The following is a 15,890-nucleotide window of genomic DNA, read 5'->3' as shown; positions in this document are numbered from 1 at the left end:
GGGCAGCACACTGTGCTACCCGTTCTTTTTACTTCGGTTAACCCTGCTTCTGGACATGAGTAAGACAAAATAACTTAGCAGTCCGAAAAGCAAAGATATAATAAGTGCGTGGGACAAAGCCAATACTAAATTGAGGCGGGTAATTACGACGAAAGCCCCGGTAATCACCTGTCCTGAAACAAGAGCAAAAGCGATCATCCAGCCATAGTAAATGACTTTCTGATGTTTATAATTTCGGTAGGCGATTAATGCGATATAAGCAATCCAGATGAAAATCAGTGCTGCTGCCATCCTGTGGCCCATCTGAATCCATTGGGAAGGATTCAGCGGAAGCGAAGTCCACTGGTTGTTTACGCAAAATGGCCAGTCCGGACATGCGAGGCTGGCATTGGTATGACGTACAAATGCTCCTGAGTAAACAACGGCAAAAATATAAGTCATCAGCCCGTATGTGTGAAATCTCATCCGCTTATCAATCACAATTGATTCAGCATCAAATTTTCGGTCGACTTCAAAAATTAATAAGGTAAGTAGTAATACAGCAGCGAATGAGATAAGAGAAATTCCAAAATGAAGTGCCAATATCACATCAGAATGACCCCAAACCACTGCGCCGGCCCCTAATAATGCCTGGAGCATTAAAAAGAAAAATGCAAGGATTGCTAAAAAATTCGTTTCCCGCTTATGGCCGAGGGCTCTCCATGACCATACTGACAATGTAAGCACGAGCAAACCTGCCACTGCGGAGACAACCCGGTGGGATAATTCAACAATTGTTTCGAACAATAATTCGGCGGGGATGAGTTGACCATGGCATAATGGAAAAGATTGGCCGCATCCAGCCCCGGAATCTGTTTTTGTCACCAGTGCACCGCCTAATAGGACGAGAAGCATAACCAGTGTGGTGATTACAGCTAAATACTTTAATGCCTTTGATTGCAAGGGTTTCTCACCTACTTATTCTATTTTAGATGATTTAAGGTCATTCCTAGGCAGAAGTTAACCACTGTGCCTGAAAAAATCATCGGAAGCTGTTTTCGTTCATTTAAGCATCTATATTATTATGTTATAGAAAGGCGAACGATGGTACCCTTTTTTGAAATGTGACACATTTTTTTCATTGATAAGGACAAAGTTTCTTCACAACCTCATGTTTTATAAGATGAAATAAATTATACAAGAATAACTTAAACCCATGTTATACTATAAAAACGTCTCTGAGTTGTGAAGGAATTGTTACATTTCTCTAAAATGTGTTCATCCTAAGTTGTCTGAATTTCATTTTAAATATAGAAATCATGTTCGCTATCCTTTATAGTAGATGTAGTAATTTGTATTAGCAAGTATGGAGAGGAGGGGAAAATGTGTCAAATAGTCGAGTTGTGTCGGCTGTGAAAGAGGCAGATTTTTCTGAAACAACTGCTTGGAAAGATTTCCTCGCCCTAATAAAAATTGGAATTGTTAATTCTAATTTCATCACTACCTTTACGGGTTTATGGCTGGCCATGTATTTCACCAATGCGCAATTCCTGGGTTCGCTGGACATCATGCTATTGACGATGATCGGTTCATCATTAATTGTTGCTGGCTCTTGCAGCATCAATAATTACATAGACCGGGACATCGACCACTTGATGGAACGCACTAAAAATCGTCCTACAGTAACTGGACGTGTTCAGCCGTCACGTGTATTAGCTTTGGGTCTTGGACTCATTGCAATTGGGCAAATTATGTTATTCATGACCACCATTACGGCAGGTATTATCGGTTTAATCGGTGTAGTCAGCTACGTTGTTTTTTATACCATGTGGTCTAAAAGAAGATACGTAAGCAACACCATTGTAGGAAGCATATCAGGTGCAGTGCCTCCGCTTATTGGCTGGGCTGCAGTAGATGCTAATCTTGGCGCAATGCCGTTAGCATTGTTTTTAATCATGTTCGTATGGCAGCCGCCTCATTTTTATGCGATTGCCATGAGAAGAGTTGAAGAATACCGGGCTGCAGGAATTCCGATGCTGCCGGTAGTTAAAGGCTTTGCTGTTACGAAAAAGCATATGTTAATCTGGGTTATTGCTTTATTTCCATTACCATTTTTACTATCCTCACTCGGCACCGCATTTCTAGTATTAGCCACAATTTTAAATATCGGATGGTTAGCGCTTTCATTTGCAGGGTATCGAATGAAAGATGATGTAAAATGGGCAACATTAATGTTTGTGTATTCATTGAACTACTTAACGATTCTTTTTGTCGGTATGGTTCTTATCACTTTCATTTAGTTACAGGAATTCTTTCTGTTTTAAGAAATCCATATATAACTTTCTCCATTAAAAAGAATATTTGAATGAAAGAGGGGTTTAATTAAGCTATGAAAAATGGGCTAAAGAAATGGCGTCTTTTGCCGTTATTTACGGCGTTAGCGTTTATTTTGTCCGGCTGTGGAGAGCCGTTCCTATCTACGCTTCAGCCTGCAGGTGAAGTGGCTCAAAAGCAATATAACTTAATGATCTTGAGTACAATCATCATGGTTGTTGTGATTATTGTAGTAGCAATTGTATATTTTATTGCAATTACAAAATACCGCCGCTCAAAGGTAGGAGAAGACGTTATTCCAAAGCAAGTGGAAGGAAGTCACACGCTTGAAATTCTTTGGACAGTTATTCCAATTATTTTGGTTCTAGTGTTAGCGGTACCAACAGTCGCCCTTACATTTGAGCTTGGTGATCAGGCAGAGCTTGAAAAAACAGATGAAGAAGGCAACAGAACGGCGCTGGTCGTTGATGTCCGTGCTAATCTGTACTGGTGGGAATTTTCTTATCCGGACCAGGGAATTGTAACTGGACAGGAATTGGTCGTCCCGACAGATCAAAATGTATACTTTAATGTTATTGCTTCTGACGTTAAGCACTCATTCTGGATTCCTGCAGTTGGAGGAAAGATTGATACAAACGTTGATAACATGAACACATTCTATCTTAATTTTGACAGTGAAAAATCAGCTGAAGCAGGCGATCTTTTCTATGGTAAATGTGCTGAACTCTGCGGACCTTCACATGCGCTGATGGACTTTAAAGTTCAAACGCTTTCTTCCGATGATTTCGACAGCTGGGTAGCATCGATGCAGGAAGCTGCAGAAGCAGAGCAGCAGGAGCCGGACAGTGATTTAGCTGCACGAGGCGCTGAAGTATTTGAAGAGCAGTCTTGTATTCAATGTCATGCTGTTTCTCCTGGTCAGGGTGCCGGTACATCAGTAGGACCTAACCTTGCAACATTTGGAGAGCGCACGTACGTTGCGGGAATCCTTGATAACCGTGATTCTGAAGATTCTCAGGAAGAAAATATTAAGCATTGGATTCGCGATGCTGATGAATTAAAGCCTGGAAATAAAATGGGCGGATACAACGAGGATGATCTTTCTGATGAGGATCTTGATGCGTTGACAGAATATCTAATGGGATTAAAAGTTTACACTGAATAAATCGGAGATCGAACAAGGGAGGTATAACGAGTGAGTACCGTTGCACAAAAAAAAGGATTCTTGAGTGTCCTATGGGATTACCTCACAACGGTCGACCATAAGAAGATAGCAATCCTTTATTTAATTTCCGGAGGTTTCTTTTTCCTGGTCGGCGGTATAGAAGCCATGATCATTCGTGTTCAATTGGCTGTTCCTGACAATAGCTTTGTTAGTGCGGGACTATACAACGAATTATTAACCATGCATGGAACAACGATGATTTTCCTTGCAGCCATGCCGTTATTATTTGGCTTTATGAATGCAGTAGTACCGCTTCAAATTGGAGCGAGGGACGTAGCGTTCCCATTTCTGAATTCACTTGGATTCTGGTTATTCTTCTTCGGAGGAATATTTCTGAATCTTTCATGGTTTTTAGGCGGAGCGCCTGATGCCGGGTGGACTTCATATGCTTCCCTGTCACTGGCATCTGAAGGACATGGAATTGATTTTTATGTATTAGGTCTGCAAATATCGGGGGCAGGAACCCTGATCGCCGGGATTAACTTCCTGGTTACAATTATAAACATGCGTGCACCTGGTATGACTTATATGCGTATGCCGCTGTTTACCTGGTCAAGCTTTGTGGCATCAGCGCTAATTCTTTTTGCATTCCCACCACTGACAGTAGGATTATTCCTTATGTTATTTGATCGAATGTTTGGAGCAGGTTTCTTCGATGTTTCTATGGGTGGTAACACAATTATCTGGGAGCATTTATTCTGGATTTTCGGTCACCCTGAGGTTTACATTTTGATCCTTCCGGCATTTGGTATTTTCTCTGAGATTTTTGCAACTTTCTCAAGAAAAAGACTTTTCGGTTATGCAGCAATGGTTTTTGCTACAGTACTAATTGGTTTCCTTGGCTTCATGGTTTGGGCTCACCATATGTTCACTGTAGGATTAGGACCAACCGCAAATGCAATTTTCGCTGTAGCGACTATGGCAATTGCAGTCCCAACAGGTGTTAAGATCTTTAACTGGATGTTAACAATGTGGGGAGGAAGCATTAAGTTTACAACGCCTATGCTTTATGCAGTTGCATTTATTCCTTCGTTTGTAGCAGGTGGAGTTACCGGGGTTATGCTTGCTGCAGCAGCAGCTGACTATCAGTATCACGATACTTACTTTGTAGTAGCCCACTTCCATTACGTTATTATCGGTGGAGTTGTTCTTGGACTTTTAGCCGGAACACATTTCTACTGGCCGAAAATGTTTGGAACAATGCTAAATGAAACTCTTGGTAAAATTACGTTCTGGTTATTTTTAATCGGTTTTCACGGAACATTCTTTATTCAGCATTTCTTGGGACTAATGGGAATGCCTAGACGTATTTGGAAGTTCTTGCCTGGACAAGGCCTGGAATTGCCAAACCTGATCAGTACAATCGGCGCTTTCTTTATGGCTGTAGCTGTAATTGTGCTATTGATTAATATCGTTATTACTTCAGTTAAAAATGAACGTGTAGGAAATGACCCATGGGGTGACGGACGTACACTTGAATGGGCAATTTCATCTCCGCCGCCATTTTATAACTTTAAACAGCTTCCGCTTGTTCGTGGATTAGATCCATACTGGATTGAAAAAATGGAAGGCAATACTAAGATGACGCCGGCTGAACCAATTGGCGATATCCATATGCCTAACAATTCATTCATTCCATTTGTAATGTCATTGGGCTTATTTATTGCAGCTTTTGGTGCAATGTATCAAGTTGACTGGAGAGCTTCAGATGGTGAATCTTTCGTATGGGCCCTTCCGGTGTTAGTAATCGGTATGCTAATTACGCTTGGTTCAATGGCTGTTCGTTCTCTTAAAGACGATCATGGCTATCATATCCACAAAGAAGATTTAATGGAAGATGAAGAAGGGGGTAGGGATTAATGGATACTCAGCATAAGTTCACTTCAAGAACATGGCCAGAATCCCCTGAAAAAACTACCCTTGAAGGTAAAAATAAGTTTTTAGGATTTTGGTTATTCCTGGGCGGGGAAACCGTATTGTTTGCCAGCTTGTTTGCTACTTATCTTGCTCTAAAGGATAAGGTTCCAAGTGATTCGCATAAACTGGCAGCAGATATGTTTGAATTGCCGCTTGTATTTATTATGACAATGTTGCTACTGACGTCATCGCTTACCAGTGTGTACGCAATGTATCATATGAAAAATTACAACTTCCAGAAAATGAAAACCTGGCTGATTATCACAGTCGGCTTGGGATTAGCGTTTTTAGGATTTGAAATTTATGAATTTAATCATTATGTGCACGAATATGAGCATACTTTTACAAGCAGTGCTTTTGGTTCTGCATTCTACACATTGGTTGGTTTTCATGGTGGTCACGTAGTGATCGGTTTAGGCTGGTTTCTATTGTTATTAATTCGTAATTCCAAGCGTGGACTTGATCTGTACAACGCGCCAAAATTCTTTGTAGCCTCTCTTTACTGGCATTTTATCGACGTTGTATGGGTATTTATCTTCACGGTTGTATACTTAATGGGAATGGTGGGATAAACTGATGGCGACTCAGCAATCAACTTCAGCGAACCCGAAAGTCAATTATAAGTATCGACGCAATAAAGCAAGACAGGAGATGCGGACGCAGGTCACTTCTTTCGCTTTAATGATCTTCCTGACGCTTATTGCCTTTATCATGGTAATGGCTGGTTTTGATAAATACTTTGTATTACCTGTATTATTAGTACTGGCAGCAGTCCAAGTAGTTCTTCAACTTTACAACTTCATGCACATGAGTCATAAAGGACATGAAGGGGTAGCATTATTTCTTTATACTGGCGTGTTTATCGCCTTTATTACCATCCTCACATTTCTAACAATCGTCTGGTGGTAAAAAGCAGGCTGTCGAGATTACTCGGCAGCTTTTTTTGTATTGCAATATTGTGGCTGCCAATTTCAGCTGATGCTGATCGCTTTCTCAGGAATTAAGTGAGACGTCTTCCGGTGCCCTGGAGTCTCATATCTTCATCTCCAATTAAAGGAGTTTAAATCATGATAGAGAATATTACAGAATCCTTGTTTTGATAAATAATATTAGCATTAATCAGCCCTAAGTGAACATTTTGCTCATTGATTGTCAATACTTTGTCATGTAGTGTCGTTGAAGTAAGCTGTAGGCAAAGATATAATAGGAATAGAGATTGCAGAAAAGAAAGGATGGTGCCGGATGTCGATTGAAATTTTTGGTTTCCGCGCTCTATGGAGTCCGTATTTTTTACTGGCTATAGTGGTACTTACTGCTTTATTTTTTTTATTAGCTACTAAGTGGAAACACCGTTTTAAAGATAATGAATCGTTAACCAGAAAGCAGATTGTTTTGTTTTCAACCGCCATGATTCTTATTTATATCGTTAAGGGATCGCCTTTGGATTTGCTTGCCCATATATTATTTTCTGTTCACATGATTCAAATGGCAGTATTTTATTTAGTTATTCCACCGCTATTAATTGTGGCTGTGCCAAATTATATGTGGAAATCTCTAATTAACCATCGTTTCGTGCGTCCTTTATTTAAATTTTTCACTAAGCCGATTATCGCGTTAATTCTGTTTAATGGTATGTTTTCTTTCTACCATATCCCGTTGATTTTCGATGCAATCAAAACGGATGAAGTACTTCATGCTGGTTTCACAAGCGTGCTGCTGATGTTAGCCTTTTTTATGTGGTGGCCATTGGTAAACAGGGTGGAGGACGAGTACAGATTAAGCGGAGTAAAAAAAATTGGGTACATCTTTGCAGATGGGATTTTACTTACACCTGCCTGTGCGTTGATTATTTTTTCTGATACACCTATGTACGATACGTTTTACAATGGAGGAGCCTGGTTGCAGGCCATGGCGCTGTGCGTACCAGCTGGAACGCTGCAGGGGTTAACCGGCATTACAGGACCGGAGTTATTCAATAACATGCCTCCTTTAGAAGACCAGCAGCTCGGTGGAGTGGTAATGAAAATTATCCAGGAAATCGTTTACGGAATTGTTTTAGCTCAGGTTTTCTTTGAATGGTATCGACGTGACAAGGAAGAAGGAGATGCATTAAATGCCTCTTTGTATAAAGAAAAACAATTTCAAACTTAACTAACTTTAATGGAAAGAGGATTATGAAATGAATCTACCTTTATTACCTACCCTCAGCACCTTTTTTATTGTCGTAAGTGCAATATTAGTTGCTGTCGGATGGTGGCTTGTACGGAAGAGAAAAATTGAAGCACATAAAAAAACAATGTTTGCAGCGGCAATTGCAGCATTAACCTTCTTTATTATTTATGCGAGCAGAACTATCTTTATTGGGAACACAGCCTTTGGGGGTCCGGATGATCTCAAGATCTATTATACGGTGTTTTTGATCTTCCACATTACATTGGCTACAAGTGGAGCTGTTTTTGGCTTGGTTACACTATGGCTTGGCTATAAAAATAATATTAAAAAACATCGCAGAATTGGTCCGATTACCTCTGTTGTATGGTTTTTTACAGCAATAACCGGTGTAATGGTTTATTCGCTGCTTTATGTTTTATATGAAGGCGGAGAAACTACTTCTGTTATTAAAGCGATATTAGGTTCCTAATCAAAAAGCCCATATCCATTTTGGATATGGGCTTTTTGATATGAAGAACAGTCTGGTGTTAAAACTTAAAATTCACTTTAATTATGCCGGCTTCTTTTGCTGAGTTAAATATAATCAATACTAAAGGACCGATAATAAATCCAAGAATACCAAACAGCTTTAACCCTAAGAACATGGCAATAAGGGTGGCGAGCGGTGAAAGGCCGATGTGTGAGCCCATGACTTTCGGTTCAACAGTTCTTCTGATAACCAGGAGCACCACTGCTAAAACAGAAAGCTGAATGCCTTGTTCAATGTCCCCTGTGATTAACTGAAAGATGGCCCATGGTCCCAGGACTACAATGGATCCAATAATGGGAATTAAATCGATTATCCAAATGATGAGCGACATAATTAAGGCTACTTCTGGAGCAATAAATGACAGTCCGATTAAAGATCCAAATAAGATTAATAAGCTTACTAAAAATTGAGCTTTTGCAAACCCCCAAATTACTTTTGACAGTCTTGCAGTCATAAAACGCACTTTTTCAGCTGTTCTCTCTTTTAAATGGCTGTAAATGCTTGAGCGAATTCGGGGCAGATCGATCATTATAAGGAATAGAGCGATTAAATAGACAATAAAACTTACCAAATAATCAGGGATATTCGTTACAATGCTTGTAACTGTTTCAACATTAATATATCCTGTAATACCCGTTCGAAAATCAGTAAGGAATTTTTGCATTTCAGCACTAATCTCTGACAAAACTTCTGCCGGCACTTGAGCGAAAGCACTGGTCATTCTAGCTTCTACACCGGTCCACCAGTCAGAGAGTTCATTTACGTAATCGGGAAGATTCTCCACGAATTGTATTGCTTGGCCAACGAGCCTTGTAATGGAGAAATAAAGCAGAAAACTGATGGATGCGATAAATAAAATAAACACAGCTGCGACAGAAAGCTGCCGCTTAATTTTGACGCGGTTTTGAACCAGCTTGACGATCGGCTCCAGGATAAGTGCAGTAATTAGAGCCATAATTAGAGGAACTGACACGGGTAATATAAAATAAATGATTAAGATCGCTAAGACGATCATGGCTAAGATAATGCCATTACGCTTAGTAAGCACTTTGGACAATGTAGGGCTCCTTTCGAACAGTAGTCTTGTCAGTGGAAAATAGAACAACTGTACAATAAAAGAGCCATGATGAATGGCTCCTTTAATGATTCTTATTCACTAATTACAGAAAGCTCTTCGTGCAGAGCTACTAAAAGCTTTTCACAAGTTTGTACTAGATGTTCAGGAAATTCTTCACCTTCGCCATATTCCACACCATGCGGGTAATAATGCTTGCCCAGTAACGGTGTTAAAAGTTTAACGTCAGCGTCATGGCTGCCAATATCTCCATCTTCAGTATAGCCAAAGATTCGAAGATAGAATGTACCTTCACGAATTTCAAACTTCCGATCATATGTAACTCGTTCCCAGTCCCACTGACCGGCACGAATCAATCCATGTTCTTTCATGATTTCATCTAAACGATCTAGTTCGATTAGCAGTGTTTCAATGCCTGTATTTTCAAAGCGCATTTGAATAACTCCCTCCTATAATTCCAGACTTAATTTAATTATAAACGTCTCTTGATTAATAATAGTCGAAAAAAATAGAAGTTGCAATTACGTCAGCCGTTTAATTGAATTTATTTGTGGCTAAATCATGAAATAACGTCACCCTACACAGACTTTATACACATGTGTATAATTAAAAGAAAGAAAATAAAGAGAGGAGGGTCAAATATGAAAGTATTTTTAAGAATAATGGTGGTGCTTGTCACCATTTTTCTAATCGGCTTTTACAGTGGCCCTTCCATTCAGGAAAATGAAATACTTGATAATGAATTTAGTGATTTATCTCGCCAGGATTCAAAATCAAATACCCCGCCTGAAATATCGGATGGTTTAACGCGTCCAAAGTCCGGGCTCTCTATTTATATTGGTAAATCAGCGGAGTCATTTACCGGTGATTGGGGTGAACCTGACAGAATTGATCCAGGACAATTTAAACTGGATTGGATGATATATAACAGGGGACCTGAAGGGTATATGCAGGTAGCTCTAAAAAACGGGGTAGTGCGTGGTATTTTTGCTTTCGGAGAAGGCTTGGATGTTTCTCCATATTATATTGGACAGCCCATCGATGAAATATATCGCTTTTCTATGATTAACAGTGAAATAGTTGTTGAGAACAATGACAATGTTTATCAATTTGAATTAAGTGAACAAGATCTCCAAACACGATTGCTGATTCCTTTTGGTGATATTTTTGCCCAAATTTTAGTTGATGAGTTTACGGGAAAAGTTCTTGGCATCTATTATTTGGATAAGGAAACTCTAATTGAGCAAAGGCCATACGAATTAGTATACAGAGGAGAATTGCCACCGCTTGATTTAAAAGAGGATTATCAAAGGGAGATAGATGCTGCAAATGAACAGCAGATTTTTGACATGACAAATGTCTTGCGGACACAAAGAGGCTTAAATGAAATGAACTGGGAAGAAGACGTTGCAAAGGTAGCAAGAGGGCATAGCGAAAACATGTATGAAGATTCTTTTTTTGCCAATGAGTCACCCACAGAAGGAACATTAGCCGACCGGCTGACTGAAATGGGGATAAGCTTTCAAGAGGCATCTGAAAATATAGCATCCAACTATCATCACTCATTTGCTGTCATGCATGCATGGATGAATTCAAGCGTTCACCGGGAAACTTTATTAAAAGAAGAATTCACTCATTTGGGGGTAGGGGTCTATCAATTATATTTCACACAGGATTTTATAAAGAATACCAAGTCTGAATCATCCGTAAACGAAAACGCATCAGCTCAATAGCTGATGCGTTTTCACTTTATGTTAATTCTTTTCAATAAGATAAAATGACCCTGTGGCATGTGCAACGCGTTTGCCTGCCGCATTTAAGACGTAGCCTTCTACTACCATTGTATTGCGTCCCTGGTGAAGAATCTGAGCCGCAGCCGTCATATTCTCTCCATTCACAGGGTGAATATAATGTATATTAAGTTGACTGGTTACGGCTCCAAAGCCTTCAGGTGCCAAAAGGTTAGCTAATGTTCCCATTGCACTGTCAATTACCGTAGCAGTCATGCCGCCATGAACAATCCCTAAAGAATTAAACAGGGTTTTTGATATTGGAACTGTTACTGTACAAGTTGAAGCAGTACATTCTTTTTGCATGTTCAAAAGGGCTCCAACATAAGAGCTGTATTTACCTTTATTTTTATCGTTTAACCCGGTCAGAATTTGATGCAATACAGCCAAATCGTCCTCAGCGCCATGCTCAAACAATTCCTCGGTTAATGAACGTATTTCTTCTTTCATTTCACCGTGATCCTCCTTAACCAATACGTGATTATTATCATATCATAAAGCATAGGTGTGACACGAAACATTGCCTGTTAATGATGGGAAAAACATATTGGAAGTAAAGGGAGAGATTAAAATGGAGGATCGTGAACAGCGGTTACAGGAATTCAAATCGTTTTTGTTAAAAAATCCTCACATCATTCAAAAGGTGAGAAAAAAGGAAAGTACCTGGCAGGAACTTTTTGAAGAATGGTATTTGTTTGGTGAAGATGACAAGAGATGGGTCAATGATGCGAAAGATGAATCTGGGTCTTCCTCAACTCAATGGATTAAAACAATCAAAAACAAATTACAGTCTCTTGATGACGACCAGATCGAACAGTATGTTGAACAATGCAAGGATGCCCTTGAAATGGTCTCTGGCCTGCTTTCGCAATTTCAATCCACTCAGAATAAACGAAATCAGGGCACAACAAAAAACGAGTCCTACATGACTTACTGGAAATAAATAAGAATTATTTTTATCTTTAAGCCTTTCGTGATAGAATACATTCACGGAGGTGCAATTATGTTAGCTACCATAGAACGGATGGAACTGCTGGATACTGCAGATGAATTAACAGAAATGATTATGCAATCAGACATTACCATAGATTATTTAAACAAACACAACGAATTAAAATCGTCAAACGAGGCGATGGATAAAATACATCGATTTGTTAAACTAAAAGAATTATACGAAGAAGTTCAGCGTTTTGGTCGATATCATCCTGATTATTCTAGAGTCATGAAAGAGATCAGGGAAACAAAACGGGAAATGGATATGGATGTGAAGGTGGCCCAATTTAGGGTGGCTGAAAATAACCTGCAGGCACTGCTTGATGAAGTTAGTAAGCTGGTGGGGTATGCTGTTTCACAAAATGTGAAGATACCAACTGGTAATGCATTTTTCGACTCAGGCTCAGGGTGCAGCGGGGGTTGTGGATCAGGCGGCGGCTGTTCTTGCTCCGCATAAAATAAATACTTTGCAGCATATCGTTATAAAAAAATAAGGAAAAACAAACAAAGATCAGTGGGCGACCACTGATCTTTGTTTGTTTAAATTCTATTCGTGAGATAGCAGCTGAAGAGCGATGTCGGGACGATCGGTTATAATCCCGTGTGCTCCATAGCGCAAGAGCCGATCCATTGTTTCTACATCATTTACTGTCCAATATTCTACATGAATATTAAGTGATGTCAGAAATTCAATAAATGATTGAGAATCAAGAGGGATCACCCCATATTTTGTTGGAATTTGAAGAGCATCTGCCCGTGGATGGTACAAGTGCCCAAAGCCGCTTTTAAAAAGCGAGAATGCTTTGCGGGCTTCAGTTTCACCGGCTCCAATTGCAACACGGTCTTGAGCGTACAGAGAAAAACGGTCAATTTGTTCATCGAAGAAGCTTGTCACCAGAACCCGATCCTCAACACCGAGCTTTTCAATCAGCCTCCAGACTTTTGAAGGCATTAAACTTCCTTCATAGGTATCAGGATCTTCTTTCATATCAAGATTAATATAATGATCAGGAAAAGCTTCGAACAGCTCTTTCAACGTAACTATTTTTTCGCCTTTTCCTCTATACGATTGAGATCCCTGCATATCGCGGTAATGAAACCCGAGGTCAAACTCTTTTAATTCTTCAAGGGTGTAATCTGCAATACGTCCTGCACCATCTGTTGTACGGTCGATAAAACGATCATGGAATACAACGAGCTGTTCATCCTTAGTCAGGCGTACATCAACCTCAAAACCGTCAACGCCTAATTCAGCCGCATGTTTGAAAGCTGCCATTGAATTTTCCGGAGCCAGATCTGCGCCACCTCGGTGAGCAAAAATGCGAGGCTTTTCTCCTTCAAAATACTTTTTATCCGGTCGCTGTACAGGCTTCGATGCAATTTTGGAGCCAGCCCAGATGGCAGCCCCTGAAGCAGCAACGGCTAAACCAATATTCGTTTTTTTTCCCATCATAAATCCCCCGTTTCGATATGTATATTTCTATTCCTTCATGGTAGCATGATACCCTTTCTCAAACAAATGTAACCTTTTTTCTATATTCTGAACCGTATACAATCCGGACACAGGTTTCCACAGCAGAACATTTTCTCCTGAGGCACAAAAAAACGATGGCGAAAAACATAGTCGGTTTGGTTTGACCTGACAGGGACTGTTTCAGCATGCAGCCTTTTGCCACGCATAGCACGGCCGGCACATCTCTTTATTTCATCGTGCAAACGCTGCTGAGACAGGGAATCAACAGTAATATATAAGAAAGGGATGCCTGCAGCCTTCCTCCATCGGGCAGAGATGATGCCTTCTGCTGTACTTAAATACGTAATAAAGTCCTTCCATATCAGATCCATATCCATAACGCTTGCCTCCATTCATTGAATCGTTGCCGATCTATGATTTATTGTGCTACAATTTAAGATAAGAAAATCAGGTGAGGTAATGAATATGCTAATGGATCGACAGGGACTAATTGTATGGCTTCACAGCTTAAAACACGCAAAAACGTTAAGAAGATTTGGAAATGTTCATTACGTGTCAAGAAAAATGAAATATGTATTATTATACTGCAATCAAAATGAAGTTGAAAAGCTTGCAGATAAATTAACGAATTACTCTTATGTAAAAAAAGTGGATGTCTCCCAAAGACCTTTTGTCAAAACGGAATATGAAAATGCCAAACCCGATAAAGCCAAAGAGTACGATTATAAAATGGGCTTGTAAACAAATTGAGACGAGAAGATTCGTTCTCGTCCCGATTTGCAGGCCATGTACTTTATAAGACAACAGTTGATGAAACGGCCCTTTATATTATTCGTTTCTCATCATGAGGTTTTTTTATGATAGCGGCGGCAAGTATCGATTCATTCTCAATATTCCCGTCAAGTACTGGTAATAAAGTTCTTTTTCGGCAAACCGCGTAGAAGCCTGAACATCCATCTCCACAAGCGGAAGGTCGTATTGACCAGCCGCCTGAACGAACAGATCAAACCTCTTATTTGGAGTAATTCTGTGGTCGGGAATGCCCTCTCTGCAGATATATATCGCCTGGAACTTACCGGGATCTGTCATTTTCATTACCGCAGCTACAGAGGTTTTGTTTTTATCTCCATCTTTTGAATGGAGAGCGAGCAGCCGTTCCACACGCTTTTTGCTTCCCTTTATTATTTCCAACATCTCATATAAGTCTGAATAACCTTCTCCCAATTCAATAAATCTTTGTATCATGCCATCCCATCCTTTCAAACAACTAATAGTGTATCATTTTAGCTGTCATTTTTTCTAACCTATCTTCAATTCTGTTAACTTTATTGGTTAAAGGGGTGATTAAATTGGACATCGCTGGTTTAATCGTGATCATTTTATTAATTGTCCTGTATTTTGTGCCAATTAAAGATTCTCCGTTGCCTGAATCTGAGTATGATTCCTGGCTTGTATCTGCCATTATTACTGCCCTGGCAGTGAACGGAGTAATTTCGCTTGCTCAAAAAGAAGAATGGATGTCTTTATCCCTGGATGGCCTTCAAAAGGAAGTTGAGGGAGCTTTTGATGTCAATGGTAACTGGGTTGAATTTGTGATGCAGTTTGTAGAGGCAGATCCGCTTGATGGAAAAGAACTTTATGGTTTTATTTCCCATGATATCGATGGCTGACTATTTGTGGCAATGTTATTATAAACATTGCCTTTTTGTGTTTTTTGATAACTAGTTAATGGAGGCAGTTCCATTACTGCAGCATAAGGATAAGAGGAAATGGCATGTGAGGATAAAATATGGTAGGATTATGTTCGACATAAATGAATAAGTGGTGATGGAATGAGAATTATTTCAGGTGACAAAAAAGGAATTCAATTAAAAGCGGTTCCCGGCATGAATACAAGGCCGACCACGGATAAAGTGAAAGAATCGATTTTTAATATGATTGGTCCATACTTTAACGGAGGCTGGGGACTGGATTTATTTGCAGGCAGCGGCAGCCTGGGACTTGAGGCTCTCAGCAGAGGGCTCGATAAAACAGTATTCATTGATCGTGACCGTGAGGCCATACAAACGATCAAAACGAATATTACCCGCTGTCAGTACTCTGACCGTTCAGAGGTCTTCAGGAATGATGCAGAGAGAGCGTTGAAAGCGGTTTCTAAAAGAGGTATTCAATTTACCTGTATTTTTTTGGATCCTCCATATAAAAAACAAAAGCTGTTAGATTTGATCAACAGCATCCATCAATATGGACTGCTGCTTCCCGAGGGACTGATTATGTGTGAACATGATACTGAAGCCGCCATGCCTGAACATATCGGATCCTTTTCATGTGTCCGTTCAGAGACGTATGGAGGGACAGTTATTACGATTTATCAATATAGCGACAGGGACAAGGAGGAATAG

20 protein-coding genes are annotated in these 15,890 nt (G+C 39.9%); 13 read left to right on the top strand and 7 right to left on the bottom strand.

Annotation, left to right across the window (positions count from 1 at the left end; genetic code table 11):
- Positions 1-15 precede the first annotated feature (15 nt).
- Positions 16-894, bottom strand: coding sequence for a COX15/CtaA family protein (locus E2R51_RS05435; RefSeq protein WP_133376341.1), 879 nt, complete (start codon positions 892-894; stop codon positions 16-18).
- A gap of 470 nt (positions 895-1,364) precedes the next feature.
- Between E2R51_RS05435 and cyoE the strand changes: the two genes are divergently transcribed.
- The 7 genes from cyoE (at position 1,365) to E2R51_RS05400 (ending at position 8,096) form a co-directional block, all read left to right on the top strand.
- A complete protein-coding gene (gene cyoE / locus E2R51_RS05430) occupies positions 1,365-2,279 on the top strand; it encodes a heme o synthase (RefSeq protein WP_133375995.1) in 915 nt (304 codons plus the stop codon).
- An 89-nt stretch (positions 2,280-2,368) separates the two neighbouring features.
- Positions 2,369-3,478 carry a cytochrome c oxidase subunit II gene (coxB, locus tag E2R51_RS05425; protein ID WP_133375994.1) on the top strand — a complete coding sequence of 370 codons (1,110 nt, stop codon included), beginning with the start codon at positions 2,369-2,371 and terminating at the stop codon, positions 3,476-3,478.
- A 30-nt stretch (positions 3,479-3,508) separates the two neighbouring features.
- Positions 3,509-5,398: a cytochrome c oxidase subunit I gene (gene ctaD, locus E2R51_RS05420; protein ID WP_133375993.1), complete on the top strand. Its 1,890-nt coding sequence runs from the start codon at positions 3,509-3,511 to the stop codon at positions 5,396-5,398.
- Positions 5,398-6,027 (top strand): cytochrome (ubi)quinol oxidase subunit III, encoded by a 630-nt coding sequence (locus E2R51_RS05415; protein WP_133375992.1) that lies wholly within the window; start codon positions 5,398-5,400, stop codon positions 6,025-6,027. The genes ctaD and E2R51_RS05415 overlap by 1 nt, the downstream gene beginning before the upstream one ends.
- A 4-nt stretch (positions 6,028-6,031) precedes the next feature.
- Entirely contained in the window at positions 6,032-6,364 is a 333-nt protein-coding gene (gene ctaF, locus E2R51_RS05410) for a cytochrome c oxidase subunit IVB (protein ID WP_133375991.1), read from the top strand.
- A gap of 333 nt (positions 6,365-6,697) precedes the next feature.
- Positions 6,698-7,606: a cytochrome c oxidase assembly factor CtaG gene (gene ctaG, locus E2R51_RS05405; protein WP_133375990.1), complete on the top strand. Its 909-nt coding sequence runs from the start codon at positions 6,698-6,700 to the stop codon at positions 7,604-7,606.
- 28 nt (positions 7,607-7,634) lie between these two features.
- Complete coding sequence (locus E2R51_RS05400; RefSeq protein ID WP_133375989.1) at positions 7,635-8,096, top strand: DUF420 domain-containing protein; 462 nt, start codon at positions 7,635-7,637, stop codon at positions 8,094-8,096.
- Between the two features lie 58 nt (positions 8,097-8,154).
- Here E2R51_RS05400 and ytvI read toward each other — a convergent pair whose 3' ends face one another.
- Both ytvI and E2R51_RS05390 read right to left on the bottom strand, forming a co-directional pair.
- Positions 8,155-9,213 carry a sporulation integral membrane protein YtvI gene (ytvI, locus tag E2R51_RS05395; protein WP_133375988.1) on the bottom strand — a complete coding sequence of 353 codons (1,059 nt, stop codon included), beginning with the start codon at positions 9,211-9,213 and terminating at the stop codon, positions 8,155-8,157.
- Between the two features lie 92 nt (positions 9,214-9,305).
- On the bottom strand, positions 9,306-9,665 hold the full coding sequence (locus E2R51_RS05390) for a YugN family protein (RefSeq protein ID WP_133375987.1): 360 nt from the start codon (positions 9,663-9,665) through the stop codon (positions 9,306-9,308).
- A 207-nt stretch (positions 9,666-9,872) separates the two neighbouring features.
- On the opposite strand from E2R51_RS05390, the gene E2R51_RS05385 reads away from it, so the two are divergent.
- Entirely contained in the window at positions 9,873-10,964 is a 1,092-nt protein-coding gene (locus E2R51_RS05385; RefSeq protein ID WP_165967145.1) for a CAP domain-containing protein, read from the top strand.
- A gap of 21 nt (positions 10,965-10,985) precedes the next feature.
- Here E2R51_RS05385 and E2R51_RS05380 read toward each other — a convergent pair whose 3' ends face one another.
- The gene (locus E2R51_RS05380) at positions 10,986-11,471 is read right to left on the bottom strand and encodes a PaaI family thioesterase (RefSeq protein WP_133375985.1); all 486 of its coding nucleotides are present in this window, start codon (positions 11,469-11,471) and stop codon (positions 10,986-10,988) included.
- A 121-nt stretch (positions 11,472-11,592) separates the two neighbouring features.
- On the opposite strand from E2R51_RS05380, the gene ylbD reads away from it, so the two are divergent.
- Positions 11,593-11,964, top strand: coding sequence for a spore coat protein YlbD (gene ylbD, locus E2R51_RS05375; protein WP_133375984.1), 372 nt, complete (start codon positions 11,593-11,595; stop codon positions 11,962-11,964).
- A 60-nt stretch (positions 11,965-12,024) separates the two neighbouring features.
- Positions 12,025-12,471 (top strand): YlbF/YmcA family competence regulator, encoded by a 447-nt coding sequence (locus E2R51_RS05370; protein ID WP_133375983.1) that lies wholly within the window; start codon positions 12,025-12,027, stop codon positions 12,469-12,471.
- Positions 12,472-12,561: 90 nt separating this feature from the next.
- Here the strand turns inward: E2R51_RS05370 and E2R51_RS05365 are convergent, their stop codons facing one another.
- Together E2R51_RS05365 and E2R51_RS05360 are read right to left on the bottom strand one after the other, a co-directional pair.
- Positions 12,562-13,464 carry a glycerophosphodiester phosphodiesterase family protein gene (locus tag E2R51_RS05365; protein ID WP_133376340.1) on the bottom strand — a complete coding sequence of 301 codons (903 nt, stop codon included), beginning with the start codon at positions 13,462-13,464 and terminating at the stop codon, positions 12,562-12,564.
- An 83-nt stretch (positions 13,465-13,547) separates the two neighbouring features.
- Positions 13,548-13,865 (bottom strand): hypothetical protein, encoded by a 318-nt coding sequence (locus tag E2R51_RS05360; RefSeq protein WP_133375982.1) that lies wholly within the window; start codon positions 13,863-13,865, stop codon positions 13,548-13,550.
- 88 nt (positions 13,866-13,953) lie between these two features.
- Between E2R51_RS05360 and E2R51_RS05355 the strand changes: the two genes are divergently transcribed.
- On the top strand, positions 13,954-14,229 hold the full coding sequence (locus E2R51_RS05355; protein WP_133375981.1) for a YlbG family protein: 276 nt from the start codon (positions 13,954-13,956) through the stop codon (positions 14,227-14,229).
- 114 nt (positions 14,230-14,343) lie between these two features.
- Here E2R51_RS05355 and E2R51_RS05350 read toward each other — a convergent pair whose 3' ends face one another.
- Positions 14,344-14,733 (bottom strand): DUF7147 family protein, encoded by a 390-nt coding sequence (locus tag E2R51_RS05350; protein ID WP_133375980.1) that lies wholly within the window; start codon positions 14,731-14,733, stop codon positions 14,344-14,346.
- A gap of 104 nt (positions 14,734-14,837) precedes the next feature.
- On the opposite strand from E2R51_RS05350, the gene E2R51_RS05345 reads away from it, so the two are divergent.
- Both E2R51_RS05345 and rsmD read left to right on the top strand, forming a co-directional pair.
- The gene (locus E2R51_RS05345; protein ID WP_133375979.1) at positions 14,838-15,158 is read left to right on the top strand and encodes a hypothetical protein; all 321 of its coding nucleotides are present in this window, start codon (positions 14,838-14,840) and stop codon (positions 15,156-15,158) included.
- A gap of 162 nt (positions 15,159-15,320) precedes the next feature.
- On the top strand, positions 15,321-15,890 hold the full coding sequence (gene rsmD, locus E2R51_RS05340) for a 16S rRNA (guanine(966)-N(2))-methyltransferase RsmD (protein ID WP_133375978.1): 570 nt from the start codon (positions 15,321-15,323) through the stop codon (positions 15,888-15,890).

This window comes from Jeotgalibacillus sp. S-D1, assembly GCF_004358665.1.
GTDB lineage: Bacteria > Bacillota > Bacilli > Bacillales > Jeotgalibacillaceae > Jeotgalibacillus.
This window is presented reverse-complemented; position numbering and strand designations above follow the sequence as displayed.